Genomic DNA, 17,728 nt, shown 5'->3' with positions numbered 1-17,728 from the left:
TTATTTAAACTTTAATTTTCTACTCTGTTTCTTACTTTAGTATGATAGAACACGTTTGGTTTTGTGCCGATCTCCTCTAGTAAATAATATCTTCTGTTAGATGCATATTGCTCTCTAATTGCAGAATCTTTATCATTCATGTCTCCAAATGTCATTGCTCCAGTAGAACAAGCTTTAGAACAAGCAGTCTGGAATTCTCCATCCTTCACTTTTCTTCCCTCTTTCTTAGCCTCAAGAATAGTATTCTGAGTCATTTGGATACACATTGAACATTTCTCCATTACCCCTCTAGTTCTTACAACTACATCCGGGTTAAGTACCATTCTTCCTAAATCGTTGTTCATGTTGAAATCGAACTTGTCATTTAGGTTATAAGTAAACCAGTTGAAACGTCTTACTTTGTACGGACAGTTGTTTGCACAATATCTTGTACCGATACATCTGTTGTAAGCCATATGGTTTTGACCTTGCTTACCGTGTGAAGTAGCCGCTACTGGACATACAGTTTCACATGGAGCGTGGTTACAGTGCTGACACATTACAGGTTGGAAGATTACATCCGGGTTGTCTGCAGGGTGGTTTAATGCTCCTCCGTCTCCGAACGCAGTACCATACAATTCTGGTACAGCCATTCCTTCTTTCAATCCTTCGTATACTTCTACCTTTTGTCTTGATGAATAGTAACGGTCAATTCTTAACCAGTACATATCTCTTGACATTCTTACTTCTTCTTTTCCTACTACAGGAACGTTGTTCTCTGCCTGACAAGCAATAATACATGCTCCACAACCAGTACAAGAGTTCAAGTCGATAGATAAGTTGAAGTGAGGTCCATCCGTATCATCGAAAGCATCCCAAAGGTCGATTTTTCTCGCTGGAAGTGCTCCACTGATCGTGTGGTATTCCAAAGGCTTATTCCATCCCTTGTGTTCATCATCAAAAGCAACGTTAATGAATTCAGCTAAAGGAACTTCCTTAGCGATTTCATAACGACCCATTAATGTATTTTGAAGCTGGATACCTGCAAATTCGTGGTCTTCTCCTGTCTTCTCTATTTTAACACCTGAAAGAGCAAGGTTAGAACCATCAAATAAAGGATAAGCGTTTACCCCTGTATCTGCAGTTGCTCCTGAGTTTTTCTTACCATAACCAAGTGCAAGACCTACAGATCCTTCAGCTTGTCCTGGCTGTACAAATACAGGAACGTTTTCTATTTTAACTCCGTTTACAGTAAGGTTTACAATAGAACCATCTAACTGCATTCTTGCATTAAGATCGTTGTCAATTGCAAACTTCTCTGCGTCTTTAGGAGAAATTGTAAGGTAGTTATCCCAAGACATTCTTGTAATTGGGTCAGGTAATTCTTGCAACCAAGGGTTGTTCGACTGAGTACCATCTCCCATTGAAGTCTTAGTGTATAATACTAATTCTAATTCAGAAGCTTTAAAGTTTCCTAGTTCAGCAACAGCCTGTGCAGCGTTTCCACCTGCATAAGATAAAGTTGCTGTGTTTGTAGAAGCGTTGATACCGTTGTACAATGCTTTGTTGAAAGAAGTACTACCTAAAAGTGAAGCTGAGCTTGCTTTTAAATAATCGTAGTAATTGTTTGCGGCATTGTTTTTACCATTCTTCCAAACCAATAGAGACTCTTCAATCTGTCTTGATTTGTAGATTTTCTGGATGGTAGGCTGCATCAATGAATATACTCCTGTCTGTGGTTCGATATCTCCCCAAGACTCTAGCCAGTTAGCTACAGGAATTACAGCTTTCGCTGCTTTGTACATTTCATTTTTCTTATCTGCTACTGCAATTACGTAAGGAACTTTTGATAAAGATTTTTTGAAATCTTCTCCTTTTGGATGAGAGTAGATAGGGTCTACGTTGTTTGTAACTAATACACCAACTTGTCCACCGTTTACCCATCCAAGGAATTCCTGGTATCTTGCACCGTTAAATTCTTTCAGTAAGTTTGCTTTACCTGTGAAAGCTACTGAACCTAATTTCTGGTTGATTAAGTGTGCTAAAACCTGTGCTCCTTTAGAACCGTCAGCAAAAACAACAGCTTTGCTTCCTTTTGCTTTCAATTCGTTAGCAATTTCAGTTGCAGTCTTATCAGAAGTACCAGCACCTACGATTGCATTGTAAACTTCAACTAATGTTTTGTTTACAGCACTTGGTTTTAATCTGTATCTTGAGTCAGCATTAGCACCAGTTAATGACAGGTTAGATTCCACCTGGATGTGTCTCAACATGCTTGCTCCCGGTTTTCTAGCTGCTGCATAAGAAGTTTCTAAGCTTGAAGCGTTATAGTCTCCTAAGAAATCAGCCTGGAAAGCAACTACCAATTCAGAACCTTTAAGGTCATAAACAGGCAATGCTCTTTGTCCGAATACTTCCTGAGCTGCATCTAATCCTGCAGAGTAAGGGAAAGCATCATAAGTTACTAATTCAGCTGTAGGATATTTAGCTTTGAATTCAGCGAATAACTTTTTGAAAGTTGGTGAAGCAAAAGAGTGTGATAAAACCACAATCTTTTTGCCAGACGCTTTAGCTTCTTCTAAACCTTTAATAACGAAGCTGTCTACTTTATCGAAAGTTTCGTCTTTACCGTCTAGTTTAGGCTGCTTTACTTTATCATTATCATAAAGAGAAAGTACACTTGCCTGAGCTCTTGCGTTAGTTTTACCTAAATCGCCACCAGCCGGGTTTGGTTCAATTTTGATGGGTCTACCTTCACGGGTTTTTACTAAAACACTAGCAAAGTCGAAACCGTCAAAATATGTTGAAGCGTAATAATTAGGGACTCCCGGAATAATATCATGCGGCTTTACCACATAAGGAATCGTTTTGATTACCGGAGCTTCGCAGGCAGCTAAAGTAACTGCTGCTGTAGAGAATCCTAGCAATTTAAGGAAATCTCTTCTTGAAGTACTTGATCCGTTTTTCTCAGCATCTCCAAGGAAATCTTCTACCGGAATTTCTTCCTGAAACTCTTTAAGAGCCAGCTTACCATTTAAAGCTGGGTCTTTAAGTTCATGAATACTTCTGAATTGTATTTTGTTTGAAGCCATTTATACTTCTAATTTTTTAGTTATTAATAATGACATTTACCACACTCAAGACCTCCAATTGCATCTACAGTGATCTTACCTCCATCTTGTGGATATTGTTTTTTCAACTTGTCATGTAGATTTTTGAAGTACTCTTTATTATAACCGTTGTTCATATCAACTTCAGTCGTTCTGTGGCACTCGATACACCATCCCATAGTAAAGTCGTTAGCCATTTGAACAACATTCATTGTATCAATTTTACCGTGACAAGCTTTACATACAACATCAATTTTGTTGTTAGGATTCTTTTTGTTGAAAGAATTGATGATTGCTTGTTCTCCAGCAATTACGTGCTGTGAGTGGTTGAAGTAAACGAAGTCTGGCATGTTGTGGATTCTTGTCCATTCAACCGGTTGTGTTTTTCCTGTGTACTGTTGTTTTGCAGGATCCCAACCTGTTGCCGCGTAGATCTTCTGGATTTCTCCGTCATAGAATGCCTTATCTTTTCCTGGCTCCATGTAGTGATCTGCGTTATATTCGGAAATTGTTCTGTGACAGTTCATACAAACGTTCATAGAAGGAATTTCAGATACTTTTCCGTATTTAGCACTAGAGTGACATAGCTGACAGTCAATTTTTTGTTCTCCAGCGTGAATTTTGTGAGAGAAGTAGATAGGCTGCTCAGGTTTGTAACCTTTGTAAACCCCAATCCACATCAACCAGTTCCATACTCCATAAGCAGCTAAAATAGCAAGAATTGCTAATAAACCTTTACCAATGTAGTGGAGCTTCTCATACATTTCACTGAAAGAACGAACTCTTGTTTCGTTAAGCCCAGCTAAATCTTCAGATTGACCCAGTTTTACCAATTGTCTTAGTTTTACTAAGATCCAAACCAGTAAACCTGCGATCGCTAAAAGTGAAATGATAACAACGTTTGTAGTAGTTTTGTCTGCAGGTGCTGCCGCAGCGGCGTCAGTTGCAGGAGTTGCTTCCGGCTTTTTCTCTTCCGGAGCAGGAGGATTAGTCGTGAAAGCTAAAATGTCGTCAATATCCTTATCTGTAAGATTTGGAAAGACCTGCATTTCAGTCTTATTAAACTTTTCAAAAATCTCATTGGCGTATTTATCCCCAGAAGCTCTCAGAGCTTTGTTGTCTTTGATCCACTTGTGAAGCCAATCTTTGTCTACACCACCTTCTGTCTTTACTCGTTCTACAACCCCCTTTAATGGTGGTCCAACAACTTGTTTGTCCAGCGCGTGACATGCAGTACAATTCGCTTTGAAAAGTTTCTCTCCGTTTTTAGGATCGCCGTCTTGCCCGTAAAATGAAGCACTGGTTGATAGCAATAAGCCTATTGCGATCAACGTTTTTTTATAATGCTTTCTCCAACTAATCATTTAAATTATCTTATGTTAGTAAATTATTGAACATTCAATCAATTCGGCAAAAATAATATTTTTAACAGGAATTTAACGGTATATCTAAAAGGGAAAATATCATTTACGTTTAATTTGTATTGATTCTAAATAACCTGTTTGGTATAGTTTTTTAATTTGTATAAATTTGCGAAAACAAGTTTAAATGAAAAATTTGATTAAAATATTTTCGATATTATCACTATTTGGTTTTTATAATATTGAAGCCCAGCAAGTTGTTAAAAAAGATACCCTTTCGGGTACGGAACTTGTTATGACAATGGATTCCAAAATAAATGCAGCTTTGGAAGGAATTGAAGGAAAATGTGCTAAAGTTACTCCCGCAAATTATCCTAAAGATTCCGGTTCCAATGATATTGGAGTTTCTACAGGGATCAATACAAAACCTCCCAAAATCTTTGTGCCGAGCAGAGAACTTACGAATGCTGAAATTTGTAAGAAAAATCCTAGAATTTTAGGTTTTAAAATTCAGATTACTACTGTGAAAAGTAACGAAGAAGCCAATGAAGTAAAGTCTTATTTCAGAAAAAGATTCCCTAACCTTAAAGTGGAAACGGATGCTTCTTTAAGACCTAACTACAAGATTTTGGCAGGAAGTTATTTCACAAAACAAAGTGCGGCTGGTGATCTTTCAAGAATCAGAGAATATTTTAAATCTGCGGTAGCTGTACAGTACAGAATTTTCTGTGCGGAAGCAAAATAGAATTGAATTCATTTCAACATAAAAACAAAAAAGCTGAGAAATTTTCTCAGCTTTTTTTATTGGTAATAAGTTTCCATAAACCAGAAAAATTCAGCCATTCGAAATAAATTGTTGGCCAGTAGATAGACAAACAGTAAGATCACAGTTAATGTTAAGACTGACATTACTTTACGGGACGATCTGTAGGAATAAAAAAGCCATCCCAAAAGAAGTGGATACACGAAAACAAAATGTCCTCCATAAATGGATGAAGTGTGAAGTCCGAATCTCATAACACAATGAATCACAATGTCAACGAAAAAAGAAATGGCGATAACCTGAACCCATTTGTTTTTGAAATTTTTAAAATAACTCCAAATAATCAGGGTCAATAATATGGTTATAAAAAAGTAAGGAAAAGCAGAAGAATAAAGGTCCATATAAAGTCCTTTAAAGTCGAATCCCTTCATATTGTGTTTATCCGAAATAATAAATCCCGGGAAAAGAATATTGCCTCCGAAAAAGAAGGAGAGAATCATGTCCCAAGTGGGCATTGATTCTACATTAGAGAATTTTTCGTACTGCTGGTTGGTTTTGGAAAATATATTCTGATATTTAAAATCAATTCTATTCAAATAGAGTAGTACAAAACAAATTACTGCAATTGTTACCCTAAACACTGCATTTCCGAATTTTTTCCAGTCTCTGAAAAGATTTTTTTCAAAAAGGAGGGGAATGAAAACTTTTATAAAATTGGTAATAGTAAGCCCGCCGATGGTAATTCCGGCAAGCGAAAGAGCAATTGCAGGTGTTTTTTCTTCTTTTCTGAGTTTTATTGCTGCGTAATAATTGTATAATGAAAGTAAAAACAAGGTGTAGGTGAAATTTTCCGGAGTAAAGGACAATATGATATTGGTTGAAAAAACTCCAAAAAACAAAATGATTAATACACTTAACCATAGCGGGAGACAGATAATGTTTTTTAAATATTTAAAAACCTGAACAATGTTTAAGCTGATAATAATATTGCTGAGCCAAGCCAGTGTAAGCCTGAAGTTGGTGTCCATTTTTCCGCCTGAAATGAATAATGAGAATTCTCTTACCCAATTGAAAAAATAATAGGATAGAGGATGTCTTTCAAAGCTACCCCCTGTCATAAGGATAGATTTGTTATCAAAACTGAAATAAGCATCCCATGGAATTCTGCTGTCAAAAATAATTCTGTAATGAAGGGCGATGTATGAGCCTAAAATTCCATAGCAGATCATAAAAAAAAGAAAGACAGCCAGCTCGGTGTAAGTGGAAGGAAAAATAAGTTTAAAGAAATTGATTGTTTTTGTTTTGATAAGAGACACGTGTCAGATTTTTTGCAAAAGTAAAATAAAAAAACCACCAAAGCTGGTGGTTATGTAAAGATTGTATAAACGTTGTTATTGTTTTATTACTTTTTCTGTTTTCGATGTTCCATCAGAAAAATCTACTTTTAATAAATAGATTCCTTTCGGAAGCGAAGAAATATCTAATCTTTCAGAAGTATTATTAAGTAGAGATTTTCCGCTCGCATCAATTACAGTTGCAGATTTGATTTTTTTATCTGCTTTGATGTTGATTTCTCCTCTTGTTGGATTTGGATAAATGGAAATACCGCTGTTTTTTGTTTTTGAAGTTTCAGATGTACCAAGAGTTCCATTAGCAACAACCTGTACATCATCTACTGAAACAGCATCAGCATCAGTTGCCATATACTGGAATCTTATTTTTACATTCGCCTGTCCTATGTATGTACTAAGGTTTTTTTGTACAGTAACCGTGTTATAAAAATCAGTATCTATATTACCATCACCGTCATCAGTAAAGCCGGGTTCGCTATCTTCATTCCAAAGAGTAACCCAGTTAGTTCCCCCATCTATTGATATCTGTGCCAGAAGATTTCCTTTGTTCAGGCTTATCATATAGCCCCAGCCAACTTTTACTTTGAAGCTTAGGGTTGGACTTGTCGCTCCAGCTAAACTGAATGAAGGGCTTGTAAGGTATGCTGTGTTAGAGCCAGCAATCCAGTCAATAGTAGCAGAATTATTTCCGGCAATAGTAAATCTCGTTTTGAGTTCAATAGAAGATGCTGAAGTTCCGGAAAAAACAGAACTTGTTAAATCCCATGCTCTTGATGCGTTTGTGTTAGTTTTAGTCCATCCTGTTGGAGGAAATGTCGCTCCTTCGAAATTTTCCGAAAGTAGGGTCTGGGCATTGCCGTAAAAGCATGATGCCAATGCTAAAGAAAGTACAATTTTTTTCATATTAAAGATTTTTCTAAATATAGTGAAAATATTTAATATGATGATAATATGGTAATTAGATATGTCTTTTGTTGTTGAAATTTTATGAGCTGCATGAAAGTGTTGAACATCCTGCAGTATCGTCATAGCCGGAAGGTCTTTTGACGGAGAACTCAGGGTATAATTCCTGATAAGGAAATTCTAAAGCTTTGGTGAGTTTTTCCAGCATTTCTTTTTTGCCGTTATTGATCTCTTCAATGCATTCGTAAAGAAGATAATTTCTCAGGATGAATTTTGGGTTTGTTTTTTTCATCATCGCTAATGAAGCCTCTTTTGATATAGAATTTAAACCTAATCTTGCTTCATAACTTTTAATGAAATTGCTAAGTTTTTCCAGCATTTCTTCATTTAAAGAGATATAAGAAACCTCTTTAAAATGTCCTTTGATATCGGTATCCGGAGTTATTTTTTCCAGTTGACTGAAAAACAGGGTGTAGTCTAGCTGAAGTTCCTGCATTAATCCCTGCCAATTGGTGAAAAAATTCTCATCTTCTTTTTGTAGCTGATCCAGTCCGAATTTTTTACAAAGCATCTGATCATGAGCCTCCCAGAAATACGTTCCAAAATTATTTAAGGTGTCTTCTAAAAACTTTTCATCTTTAATTAAAGGATGGAGTGCATTCGCAAGCTGCCAAAGATTCCATTGGGCAATCTGTCCCTGTTTTCCGAATGCATATCTTCTTCCCGGAAGGTCTGTGGTATTGGGGGTGAAATTCAAATCATATTCATCCATCATGGAGTAAGGTCCATAATCGATGGTTAATCCCAGAGCAGACATATTATCTGTATTCATCACTCCATGTACAAATCCCACTCTGAACCATTCAACCATTAAATCTGCGGTCCGGGTACAGATATTTTGAAAGAAATCTCTGTATTTCTGGCTGTCTGATGATGTGATTTCCGGATAATAATTTTCAATGGTGAAATCGGTAAGTTCCTGCAGACTGTTGTATTCTCTTTGAGCAGACATCAGTTCAAAATGTCCGAAGCGTAAGAAGCTTTCAGCAGTTCTGATGACCACTGCGCCTTTTTCAAGCTGAGGATTTCCACTGTACATAATATCGCGCATTACATCTTCGCCCGTAAAAGCCAGGCTGAGTGCTCTTGTAGTTGGAACTCCTAAATGATGCATAGCCTCACTCATCAGATATTCGCGTACAGAAGATCTCAATACGGCCCTTCCATCAGCATGTCTGGAATAGGGGGTTGCTCCGGCACCTTTCCATTGGATCTCTGTTTTTTTTCCAGCTTCATTTGTGATTTCACCCGCAAGTATCGCTCTTCCGTCTCCGAGTTGTCCTGCCCAGTTTCCAAACTGATGTCCTGCATAAACTGTAGCATAGGTTTTAACATTTTCCGGAAGGTTATTTCCAACCAGAAAGTCCAGATCTTTATCTTCAAATTTTCCTAATCCTATTTCTTTGGACAGAACTTCATTAAAAGCAATTAATTCGGGTTGACCAAAACCAGCAGGTTTGATGGTAGCAAATAAAACCTTTGGGGTATTTCTCTGCATAGGATTGTTTGAAAAGTCACCTGGAAAAGTCTCGATAAAAGGTTGTCTGATACGTTCGATATTCATCCTTCAAAGGTATTAATTATAAAAGAAAAGACCTTCCAAATTATTGAAAGGTCTTATGTATTTCTAAAAGAGAATTTATTTATTGAAATCTACTTCATCATTGGAATGAAGATTTTCATTGATGTTGTCCTCTTTCTTTTCTGTTGGTTTTTTAGGCGTAGGGTCTGCCGGCCTTGGATTTTTGATCTCATCGATCGTCTGAAGGCTTCCATCGTCTCCATAGCCTCCGCTTAATCCTTTAAGGTTTGAACAGCCGTCTTTCCAATCGGAAGGTTTAACAAACTTATCATCAGGAGTAACTCCTAAGCTTTTATCTGCCCATACTTTCTTCATGAAAATTGCCCAGATCGGCAATGCCATTTTTGCACCCTGACCTTCACCGGTTCCAAAGAAGTGAGTTGCTCTGTCTTCCCATCCAACCCATGCTCCGGTTGCTAATTTTGGCGTGATTCCCATAAACCATCCGTCAGAGTTGTTCTGAGTTGTTCCTGTTTTAGCGGCAATTTCTACTGCTTTTGAAATTCCTCTTCTTCCCAGCTCTCCGGAAGCGGTTCCGTACTGTGCAACACCTTTCATCAGTTCAATCATGGTGTAAGCATACATTGGGTTCATGACCTCTTTTGGTTCTACATTTACTTCCTTGATTACTCTACCGTTGGCATCTTCAATTCTCCAGATCATTTCCGGTTTATTGTGATTACCATAGTTGGCGAAAGTACTGTAAGCACCTAGCATTTCATAAATAGTAATGTCTGATGAACCTAAAGCGATTGTATTGTTTCTTGGAATATCTTCTGTTACGCCCAGATCTCTTGCGGTCTGGATAACAGCATCTACTCCTGTCATTTCAATTAATCTTGCAGCAACAGGGTTTTGAGAGTGCGCTAATGCATCTTTTAAAGTAAGCATTCCTCCTCTTCCCGGCACATGCCATCCGTTATGATCATACGTTCCGTTAGAAACAGCTGAACAAGGAGTCATTCCCAGTTTCATGATAGCGGTTGCATACACGAAAGGTTTGAAGGTAGATCCTACCTGTCTCTTACCCTGCTTGATGTGGTCATATTGGAAGTGCTGCCAGTCGATACCTCCTACCCATGCTTTGATCTCTCCGGTTCCAGGAACCATAGACATCAGACCTGCCTGTGCAATTTGTTTGTGGTATCTGATAGAATCCCAAGGAGACATTTCAACTTCTTCTTCTCCGCTCCATGTGAATCTTGAAGTTTTGATTGGTTTCTTGAATTCCATCATAATGGAGTCTTCCGGCATTCCGTCAGCTTTTAACAGCTTATATCGCCCGGTTCTTTTCATAGCCTGAAGCATCACATCTTTGATCTGTTTGTCATTAAGATAGTAGAAAGGTCTGTTTTTTCTACCTCTTTGTTCTGCATCAAATCTTTTCTGAAGATCCGTTAAGTGTTCTTTGATTGCTTCTTCTGCATACTTCTGCATCTTAGAATCAAGCGTAACATATATTTTTAAACCGTCTTTGTAAAGGTTAAGTTTTTTGCCGGTTTCTTTTTCATGAGTTTCAAGATATTTATCAATCTCTTTTCTCAGATAGAATTTGTAATAAGCCGAATATCCGTCAGTGATGCTTTTAATAGGGTGAAAGTCTACTTCAATAGGAGTATTGGCTGCTTTTTCATAGGTGGCAGCATCAATATATCCGGTTTTCTGCATTTGATCCAATACAACATTCCTTCTTTCTTTTGCCTTTTCAGGGTATCTGTAAGGATTATTTTTTCTTGGATTTTCAAGCATTGCTACAAATGTTGCAGCTTCAGGTAGTGTAAGTTCCGAAGTCTTTTTGTTAAAATAAACTCTGGAAGCCATTTCAATACCGTTAGCGTTGAAAAGGAAATCAAATTTATTGAAATAAAGAGTAACAATCTCTTCTTTGGTATATCTTTTCTCAAGGCTTACCGCTACTACCCATTCTTTTAATTTCTGGAATGCTCTTTCAACTTTATTTTGAGAAGCATTTCCTGTGAAAAGAAGTTTTGCCAGCTGTTGAGTGATCGTAGAACCACCACCACGGCCACCACCATATGCCACGGCTCTTGCGATAGAATATAAGTCGATTCCTGAATGTTCTTTGAAACGCTCATCTTCTTTAGCCTGAAGGGCATAAATAAGGTAAGGAGGAAGATCCTTATAAACGATAGGCTGTGTTTTTTCCTTTTCGAATTTACCCAGCATAACTCCGTCTGAAGAAATGATTTCTGAAGCGACAAAGATATCAGGATTTTCAAGTTCTTTTACATCAGGCATTTCCCCAAGAAATCCTTGAGAAACTGCAAAGAAAAGTCCTGAAATTCCCAAAACTACCGCAACGAGTCCAATCCAAATAAATGAGACCCATTTTTTCCAGGAGGTATCTTTCTTTTTTTTAGGAGGCAGAGGAAATGTTTTCCCCTTATTTCCTGCATTTTTTTTGTTTTCTTCCATTTATGGTTACGGTTTAGCCGTTTCTATTTTTACCCCAATATCCTCAATTCCTGAAAGGTTGTCATTTCTCATCGCCTGGGTCAGACCGATTTCATATTTTCCCTTTCCCGGAAACTGATAATTCAGTTTATACTGAAACAAAGTTTCCTTTGTATCACCAAAGCCTGTACCAAGCCATTCTCCATTAGGTTTTGCCAGCACATAATTCAAGGTGTCAGTTTCCTTTTTTTTGTTCTGGAGATTGGTGAAATTCACAATGAATCTTATATTGCTGTAAGGATAACTATTGTTGTTTCTTACGACAAATATAATATTTTTAGGATTCTGCGGATCTGAAATTTCAAGATTAAATTTTTGCTCATTTTTCTTATTCCATTTGTTATCAACGGAATTCATGATGACATCTCCTCCTGATGAAGAGTTACAGCTAAAGAAAAGGATAAGGGAAAATAATCCTAAAATTTTATGCATTATTATCTTTTTTTGGAGGATATTTCTTTTTAAATTTCTTCTTGTTCGGGCTGTTTTGTGGCTTGTTTTCAGCATCAGAATTACCCTCTACTTTTTCCACGGGCGCTTTTTGCTGTGGATGTTGTTTTTGAGGTCTGGGCTGATTTCCAGATTGAGCATTAGGGTTTTCGGGTTTTTCAGATCTTTCAGGTCTGTCTTGTCTCTCCGGTCTGTTTCTTTTTTGACCTTGTGGCTGTCCTTGTTGCCCCTGTTGGTTATTGCTGTGCTTGTTCTGGTTGTTTCTGTTCCTGTTTCCTCTGTTTTTCTTTTCAAAACGATCCACACTGTTTTCCTGGATCAAATCAATATTTTGAGTAGAAGCTTCCGGTTGTTTCAAGTCTTCCAGAGGAAGAATTTTTTCTCCTCTTTTATTTTTTGAAATCAGTTTTTTAACAAGATCAATATCGAAATCATACCATGCAATGGAGCTGTCTACGTAAGCAAACCACATTTTCTTTTTGAAAACATCAATTTTGATACAAAATGCTTTTCCTTTCTCTGTTTCTAAAGTGGTTGAAGAAGAAGGGAAGTTGCTTAATGCATCCAAATAGCTGTCAAGCTCATAATTAAGGCAGCATTTAAGCTTACCACATTGTCCAGCCAGCTTTTGAGGATTAATGCTCAATTGCTGATATCTTGCTACATTGGTATTTACCGATCTGAAATCTGTAAGCCATGTAGAGCAGCAAAGTTCACGTCCGCAAGATCCAATTCCACCTACTTTTGCCGCTTCCTGTCTGAAACCGATCTGTTTCATATCGATCTTAGTACGGAATGCACCGGCATAATCTTTAATTAACTGTCTGAAATCCACTCGGTTTTCAGCAGTGTAATAAAAGGTTATTTTTGAAGAGTCACCCTGGTATTCCACATCGGTAACTTTCATTTCGAGGCCTATTCTCTGAGCAATTTTTCTTGCTTCAAGCTTTACACCGTCTTCTTTTTTTCTTGCTTCCTGCCATACCTCAAGATCTTTTTGGTTGGCCTGTCTGTATATTTTGAGTGCCAATTCTTCTGAAAACTTTTTCTTTTTCATCTGAATCTTTACTAATTCTCCCGTAAGGCTTACAACGCCTACATCGTGTCCCGGACTTGATTCTACTGTAATTACGCTACCAATATGTAAAGGAATATTATTTACATTTTTATAAAACGATTTCCTGTCATTTTTAAATCTAACTTCTACAAAATCACACCTGTTAGGTGCCGGATTGTTGATGTCAGATAGCCAGTCAAAAACACTTAATTTATAACTATTCCCGCAGGTATTTACACTTTCACAGCCATTTGCGGTTTTCTTAGGGCCGCAAGAATGTGCAGAATCGCCGGATGTTTTACATCCACAACTCATATTACTATTATTTATAATCTGCAAATTTATGTATTTTTATCTTTATGCAATTCTAAAATACTTAAATAACCTGAATTCGGAACAAAACATTGATGTATTTTAAGTGAGAACGATAGCTGGAGCCCGAAATAAGCCTGTTATAACGGAAATAGTTGGATCAGAGTTTTTTTTAACTTTAACATTTATTATCATTTGATTCCCTGTTCCGAACTTTTGAGGTAAGATATCTTAAAAATTAAACACGCGTTTAATATTAAACGATGAAATAGAGATTGTTTTAAAATATTTTTAAATGCTTAATAATGAAAAATTTGGCTTTTGTTTATTTGAAGGTGTTATTTTAAACATAGTTTTCTTTTAGGATATTGTTTAAAATATTAGCAAATATTAACAGACGTATTCAAAATAATTTTATATTTGGCTTATATAATAATAGTCTATGAAAAAAATATTAGTATCAACTGCTTTATTGGCGGGAGTTCTATCTTACGCAGGAGGCTTCAGAGTTTCCCTGCAAGGGGTAAAACAATTGGCAATGGCGCATACTAGTGCTCATGCCGAAGACGCGAGTGTGACATTCTTTAACCCTGCGGGTATGTCATTTATCCCTTCCAAACTGAGTGTAGTGGCAGGAGGGTTTGGTGCAAGTAATAAAGTTACTTTTCAAAACTTCAATACTTTACAAAGTGCAGAAACAGATAACCCTATAGGGACTCCTTTCTACGCGGCGATTACTTATAGACCAATAGAGAAACTTACCGTAGGTCTTAGTGTTACAACACCTTTTGGAAGTACAATAAAATGGCCTGAAAACTGGGAAGGTAAAGAATTGGTTCAGAAAATGGAACTGAAAAGTTTCTACTTCCAGCCAATGGTCTCTGTAAAACTGGCTCCTTGGGTATCTTTTGGTGCCAGCTACATTTACGCAAGAGGAAAGGTAGATTGGGATAAAGCGGTAACGCAATTCGACGGGAAGGTAAATATTAATGATGAAAATGCAACCGGACATGGATACGGATTTGGTTTCTATTTCAGACCTGATCCGAAACTGGACATAAGTATTGCCTACCGTTCAGCAATAGATATGAAAGCGAAGAGCGGAACGGCTACATTCCAGTTTCCATCACAATCTGTTTATACGCAGCTGAAGCTGAATGCAGCAGGACAAGATGGTTTCTCGGCGGTTCTTCCATTGGTTGAAGAATATACAATTGGTTTAACCTATAAAGTGACACCAAAATGGCAGGTTTCTGCAGACTTTAACTATCATGGATGGGAAAGATACAGCAAACTTACTTTAGATTTCGAGAATGCTCCTATTGGGAACAATCCATCGGATCCTACTATTCTTACCAATCCTAAGAACTTCAGAAATTCCAAAACATTCAGATTGGGAACTCAATATGCGTTCACTAATATGATCTATGGACGTTTGGGGGCGTATTATGATGAAGCTCCTTATACAACTGACAACTTTATCCCGGAAACACCTTCATATGATACGTATGTAGTTACAGGTGGAGTAGGCTTTAAGCTGAAACAATTCGGAATTGATGTTGCAGGAGGATATGCAATGCCTCAGTACAGAAAGGTAAACAATGTTAATATAGGGCTTAACGGACAGTCAAAAGCAACAGCTTTCTACTTTGGTCTAGGTTTCTCTTATAATCCATTTTAATTTTAGAAGACTATGAAAAAAATTATAATATCGACAATTGCAGTTTCTGCACTTCTTTTTACAGTAACAAGCTGTAATACGGATTTCGATACGGATGTGAAAGATATCCCGGTAACAAAAGGAGACGCAGACTTTTCAAAATATATATCGTTAGGAAACTCCCTTACATCAGGATATCGTGATGGTGCATTGTACAGCAGTGGCCAAAATGAATCTTATCCAAGCATCATTGCCGCACAGATGAAACTTGCAGGCGGCGGAGACTTTAAACAACCTTTGATGCCTAATGATATAGGAGGATTCAATAATCTTCCTGGTTTTCCTGGAAAATTGACTCTTCAGGTTGTTAATGGATCTTTAGCTCCTGTGCCAAGTGGGGCAGCAGCAGCATTGGATATGTTGTCCGGAGGAGGTACTTATAATAATATGGGTGTGCCGGGTGCGAAATCATTCCACTTAGTAGCTCCTGGATATGGTAGCCAAGTTGGTCTTGCAACAGGAACAGCTAATCCTTATTTTGTAAGATTTGCTTCTTCTGCTACAACAAGTGTGCTGGCTGATGCTATGGCTCAGAAAGCTACTTTCTTCTCACTTTGGATAGGAAATAATGATGTATTGTCATATGCTACCAATGGAGGAACAAACTCTCAGACTGTAGGAGGAGTTACAACGTATTCAATTGCTACGGTTCAGACAGGAAATACAAATCCTACAACTTATAAATCAAATGATATCTCTGATCCTGCGCTTCTTGCCGGATCTATTAAGGCGGTTTTAGATGGTCTTAAAAGTGTAGGAACAACAAAAGGAGTTATTGCTAATATTCCTTCTGTTACTTCAGTTCCTTTCTTTACTACGGTGCCTTATAACCCTTTGACACCTGCACTTTTAGGTTCAAATCTTACAACTCTTAATACGAGTTTATACGGTCCTTTGAAGCAAGCACTTACTGCTTTTGGTGCTGGAGATAGAATTAATTTACTTTCTGCAACAGGCCCAAATCCTGTTTTAATTAAGGATGTTGCTTTGACGGATTTATCTGCTCAGCTTACAGCGGCACTTACTCCTTCTTTAGGATTGCCTACAGCTACTGCTTTTGGACAAATCTTTGGCCAGGCAAGACAGGCGACAGCAGATGATTATATTTTGCTTACTACAAGTTCTGTAATCGGAAGTACGGCGCCAATGGTTCCGTCTCCGGTAAATATATATGGAATTTCTTATCCGTTACAAAACCAACATGTATTAACAAAAACAGAAGCTGGTTATGTGAAAACAGCCACAACGGCATATAATGCTTCTATAAAAGGGCTTGCTGATTCTTATGGGCTTGCATTTGTAGATGCTAATACGAAGATGCTTGAACTGAATTCACAGTCAGGAATTGTATTTGACGGAGTAAAGTATACTGCAACATTTGTTAGAGGAGGAGCTTTCTCTCTAGATGGAGTTCACCTTACAGGTCGTGGATATGGTATTGTTGCTAATGAATTTATTAAGTCTATCAATGCGAAATACAAATCTACACTTCCACAGGTAGATCCGAACAAATATTCAGGAGTTAAATTCCCTTAATAATTGATAAAATAAAAACTTAGAAACCACAGGAGTAAATCTTGTGGTTTTTTTTTAAATTTGCAAAATCTTTTAAAAAGTAAAAATGGCCGATCAGTTAAGTTATCTATTTTGTACAAGAACCAGCAGGGACTTGGCAGAGAAAATTGCCCAGAATTATGGGAAAGAATTAGGGAAAATCAACTTTCAGGAGTTCAGCGACGGGGAATTTGAGCCTGTTTTGGACGAATCTGTAAGAGGAGGAAGAGTTTTCCTGATTGGATCTACATTCCCTCCTGCAGACAATCTTTTGGAACTTCTTCTAATGATTGATGCAGCGAAAAGAGCTTCTGCAAAGAGCATTACCGTTGTAATTCCTTACTTCGGACTTGCCAGACAGGACAGAAAAGACAAACCAAGAGCGCCGATCGGTGCGAAGTTAGTTGCAAACCTTCTTACAGCAGCAGGAGCAACAAGAGTAATGACAATGGATCTTCACGCAGATCAGATTCAGGGATTCTTCGAAATTCCGGTAGATCATTTATATGCTTCAAGTATTTTTGTAGATTATATCAGATCTTTGAATCTTGATAATCTTACTATTGCTTCTCCGGATATGGGAGGTGCGAAAAGAGCTAAAAACTATGCAGGTCACTTAGGTGCTGAAGTAGTAATTGCTTATAAGGAAAGAAAAAAAGCGAATGTTGTAGAAGAAATGTTCCTTATTGGTGATGTTACAGGTAAAAACGTAATCCTTATTGATGATATGATTGATACTGCAGGGACACTTTGTAAAGCAGCAGATATCTTAATTGAAAAGGGAGCAAAAACAGTAAGAGCTATGGCAACTCACGGAGTGCTTTCAGGAAAGGCTTATGATAATATTGAGAGCTCAAAATTATTGGAAGTTATTGTAACTGACTCAATTCCTGTTAAAAATAATTTGTCATCTAAAATAAAAGTGCTATCTTGCGCCCCATTATTTGCAGATGTTATGACCATGGTTCATGAGCATAAATCAATTAGCAGCAAGTTTGTTATTTAATTGATTTTAAACAGATTGCAAATTAAATAAGAATAATTTTTTAA

The 17,728-nt window shown here is 37.4% G+C and carries 12 protein-coding genes; 4 read left to right on the top strand and 8 right to left on the bottom strand.

What is annotated here, in order from left to right; genetic code table 11:
• Positions 1 to 11 precede the first annotated feature (11 nt).
• Together ACTJIP_RS16260 and ACTJIP_RS16255 are read right to left on the bottom strand one after the other, a co-directional pair.
• Entirely contained in the window at positions 12 to 3,071 is a 3,060-nt protein-coding gene (locus ACTJIP_RS16260; RefSeq protein WP_077413370.1) for a TAT-variant-translocated molybdopterin oxidoreductase, read from the bottom strand.
• Positions 3,072 to 3,094: 23 nt separating this feature from the next.
• Positions 3,095 to 4,453, bottom strand: a complete 1,359-nt coding sequence (locus ACTJIP_RS16255) for a c-type cytochrome (RefSeq protein ID WP_077413371.1) — start codon at positions 4,451 to 4,453, stop codon at positions 3,095 to 3,097.
• Between the two features lie 184 nt (positions 4,454 to 4,637).
• On the opposite strand from ACTJIP_RS16255, the gene ACTJIP_RS16250 reads away from it, so the two are divergent.
• Entirely contained in the window at positions 4,638 to 5,195 is a 558-nt protein-coding gene (locus ACTJIP_RS16250) for an SPOR domain-containing protein (RefSeq protein ID WP_047380203.1), read from the top strand.
• Between the two features lie 56 nt (positions 5,196 to 5,251).
• On the opposite strand, the gene ACTJIP_RS16245 is transcribed toward ACTJIP_RS16250, so the two are convergent.
• The 6 genes from ACTJIP_RS16245 to ACTJIP_RS16220 form a co-directional block, all read right to left on the bottom strand.
• Positions 5,252 to 6,529 carry a DUF6080 domain-containing protein gene (locus ACTJIP_RS16245; RefSeq protein WP_232539034.1) on the bottom strand — a complete coding sequence of 426 codons (1,278 nt, stop codon included), beginning with the start codon at positions 6,527 to 6,529 and terminating at the stop codon, positions 5,252 to 5,254.
• A 75-nt stretch (positions 6,530 to 6,604) separates the two neighbouring features.
• Positions 6,605 to 7,468 carry a T9SS type A sorting domain-containing protein gene (locus ACTJIP_RS16240; protein WP_180564932.1) on the bottom strand — a complete coding sequence of 288 codons (864 nt, stop codon included), beginning with the start codon at positions 7,466 to 7,468 and terminating at the stop codon, positions 6,605 to 6,607.
• A gap of 82 nt (positions 7,469 to 7,550) precedes the next feature.
• A complete protein-coding gene (locus tag ACTJIP_RS16235) occupies positions 7,551 to 9,092 on the bottom strand; it encodes a protein adenylyltransferase SelO (RefSeq protein ID WP_219072039.1) in 1,542 nt (513 codons plus the stop codon).
• Positions 9,093 to 9,167: 75 nt separating this feature from the next.
• Entirely contained in the window at positions 9,168 to 11,546 is a 2,379-nt protein-coding gene (locus ACTJIP_RS16230) for a transglycosylase domain-containing protein (RefSeq protein WP_077413374.1), read from the bottom strand.
• A gap of 6 nt (positions 11,547 to 11,552) precedes the next feature.
• Entirely contained in the window at positions 11,553 to 12,017 is a 465-nt protein-coding gene (locus ACTJIP_RS16225) for a gliding motility lipoprotein GldH (RefSeq protein WP_077413375.1), read from the bottom strand.
• Positions 12,010 to 13,407 (bottom strand): PSP1 domain-containing protein, encoded by a 1,398-nt coding sequence (locus ACTJIP_RS16220; RefSeq protein ID WP_077413376.1) that lies wholly within the window; start codon positions 13,405 to 13,407, stop codon positions 12,010 to 12,012. The genes ACTJIP_RS16225 and ACTJIP_RS16220 overlap by 8 nt, the downstream gene beginning before the upstream one ends.
• Positions 13,408 to 13,846: 439 nt before the next feature.
• On the opposite strand from ACTJIP_RS16220, the gene ACTJIP_RS16215 reads away from it, so the two are divergent.
• The 3 genes from ACTJIP_RS16215 to ACTJIP_RS16205 all read left to right on the top strand — a co-directional run bounded on the left by ACTJIP_RS16215 (position 13,847) and on the right by ACTJIP_RS16205 (position 17,684).
• Complete coding sequence (locus tag ACTJIP_RS16215) at positions 13,847 to 15,085, top strand: OmpP1/FadL family transporter (protein ID WP_047380209.1); 1,239 nt, start codon at positions 13,847 to 13,849, stop codon at positions 15,083 to 15,085.
• A gap of 12 nt (positions 15,086 to 15,097) precedes the next feature.
• The gene (locus ACTJIP_RS16210) at positions 15,098 to 16,660 is read left to right on the top strand and encodes a G-D-S-L family lipolytic protein (RefSeq protein WP_440704839.1); all 1,563 of its coding nucleotides are present in this window, start codon (positions 15,098 to 15,100) and stop codon (positions 16,658 to 16,660) included.
• Between the two features lie 85 nt (positions 16,661 to 16,745).
• Positions 16,746 to 17,684, top strand: a complete 939-nt coding sequence (locus tag ACTJIP_RS16205; RefSeq protein ID WP_077413379.1) for a ribose-phosphate pyrophosphokinase — start codon at positions 16,746 to 16,748, stop codon at positions 17,682 to 17,684.
• The last annotated feature ends 44 nt before the right edge of the window (positions 17,685 to 17,728 follow it).

This window comes from Chryseobacterium sp. 22543 (genome assembly GCF_052044565.1).
In the GTDB taxonomy this organism is placed as follows: domain Bacteria; phylum Bacteroidota; class Bacteroidia; order Flavobacteriales; family Weeksellaceae; genus Chryseobacterium.
The sequence above is the reverse complement of the archived record's forward strand: the minus strand, read 5'-3'. Positions and strand labels throughout refer to the sequence as shown.

What these genes read in the sequence shown, in the direction of transcription:
- ACTJIP_RS16225 (WP_077413375.1), bottom strand. Translation starts at nt 12,017, where the DNA reads ATGCATAAAATTTTAGGATTATTTTCCCTTATCCTTTTCTTTAGCTGT.
- ACTJIP_RS16210 (WP_440704839.1), top strand. Translation starts at nt 15,098, where the DNA reads ATGAAAAAAATTATAATATCGACAATTGCAGTTTCTGCACTTCTTTTT.
- ACTJIP_RS16230 (WP_077413374.1), bottom strand. Translation starts at nt 11,546, where the DNA reads ATGGAAGAAAACAAAAAAAATGCAGGAAATAAGGGGAAAACATTTCCT.
- ACTJIP_RS16255 (WP_077413371.1), bottom strand. Translation starts at nt 4,453, where the DNA reads ATGATTAGTTGGAGAAAGCATTATAAAAAAACGTTGATCGCAATAGGC.
- ACTJIP_RS16235 (WP_219072039.1), bottom strand. Translation starts at nt 9,092, where the DNA reads ATGAATATCGAACGTATCAGACAACCTTTTATCGAGACTTTTCCAGGT.
- ACTJIP_RS16205 (WP_077413379.1), top strand. Translation starts at nt 16,746, where the DNA reads ATGGCCGATCAGTTAAGTTATCTATTTTGTACAAGAACCAGCAGGGAC.
- ACTJIP_RS16215 (WP_047380209.1), top strand. Translation starts at nt 13,847, where the DNA reads ATGAAAAAAATATTAGTATCAACTGCTTTATTGGCGGGAGTTCTATCT.
- ACTJIP_RS16250 (WP_047380203.1), top strand. Translation starts at nt 4,638, where the DNA reads ATGAAAAATTTGATTAAAATATTTTCGATATTATCACTATTTGGTTTT.
- ACTJIP_RS16220 (WP_077413376.1), bottom strand. Translation starts at nt 13,407, where the DNA reads ATGAGTTGTGGATGTAAAACATCCGGCGATTCTGCACATTCTTGCGGC.
- ACTJIP_RS16240 (WP_180564932.1), bottom strand. Translation starts at nt 7,468, where the DNA reads ATGAAAAAAATTGTACTTTCTTTAGCATTGGCATCATGCTTTTACGGC.
- ACTJIP_RS16260 (WP_077413370.1), bottom strand. Translation starts at nt 3,071, where the DNA reads ATGGCTTCAAACAAAATACAATTCAGAAGTATTCATGAACTTAAAGAC.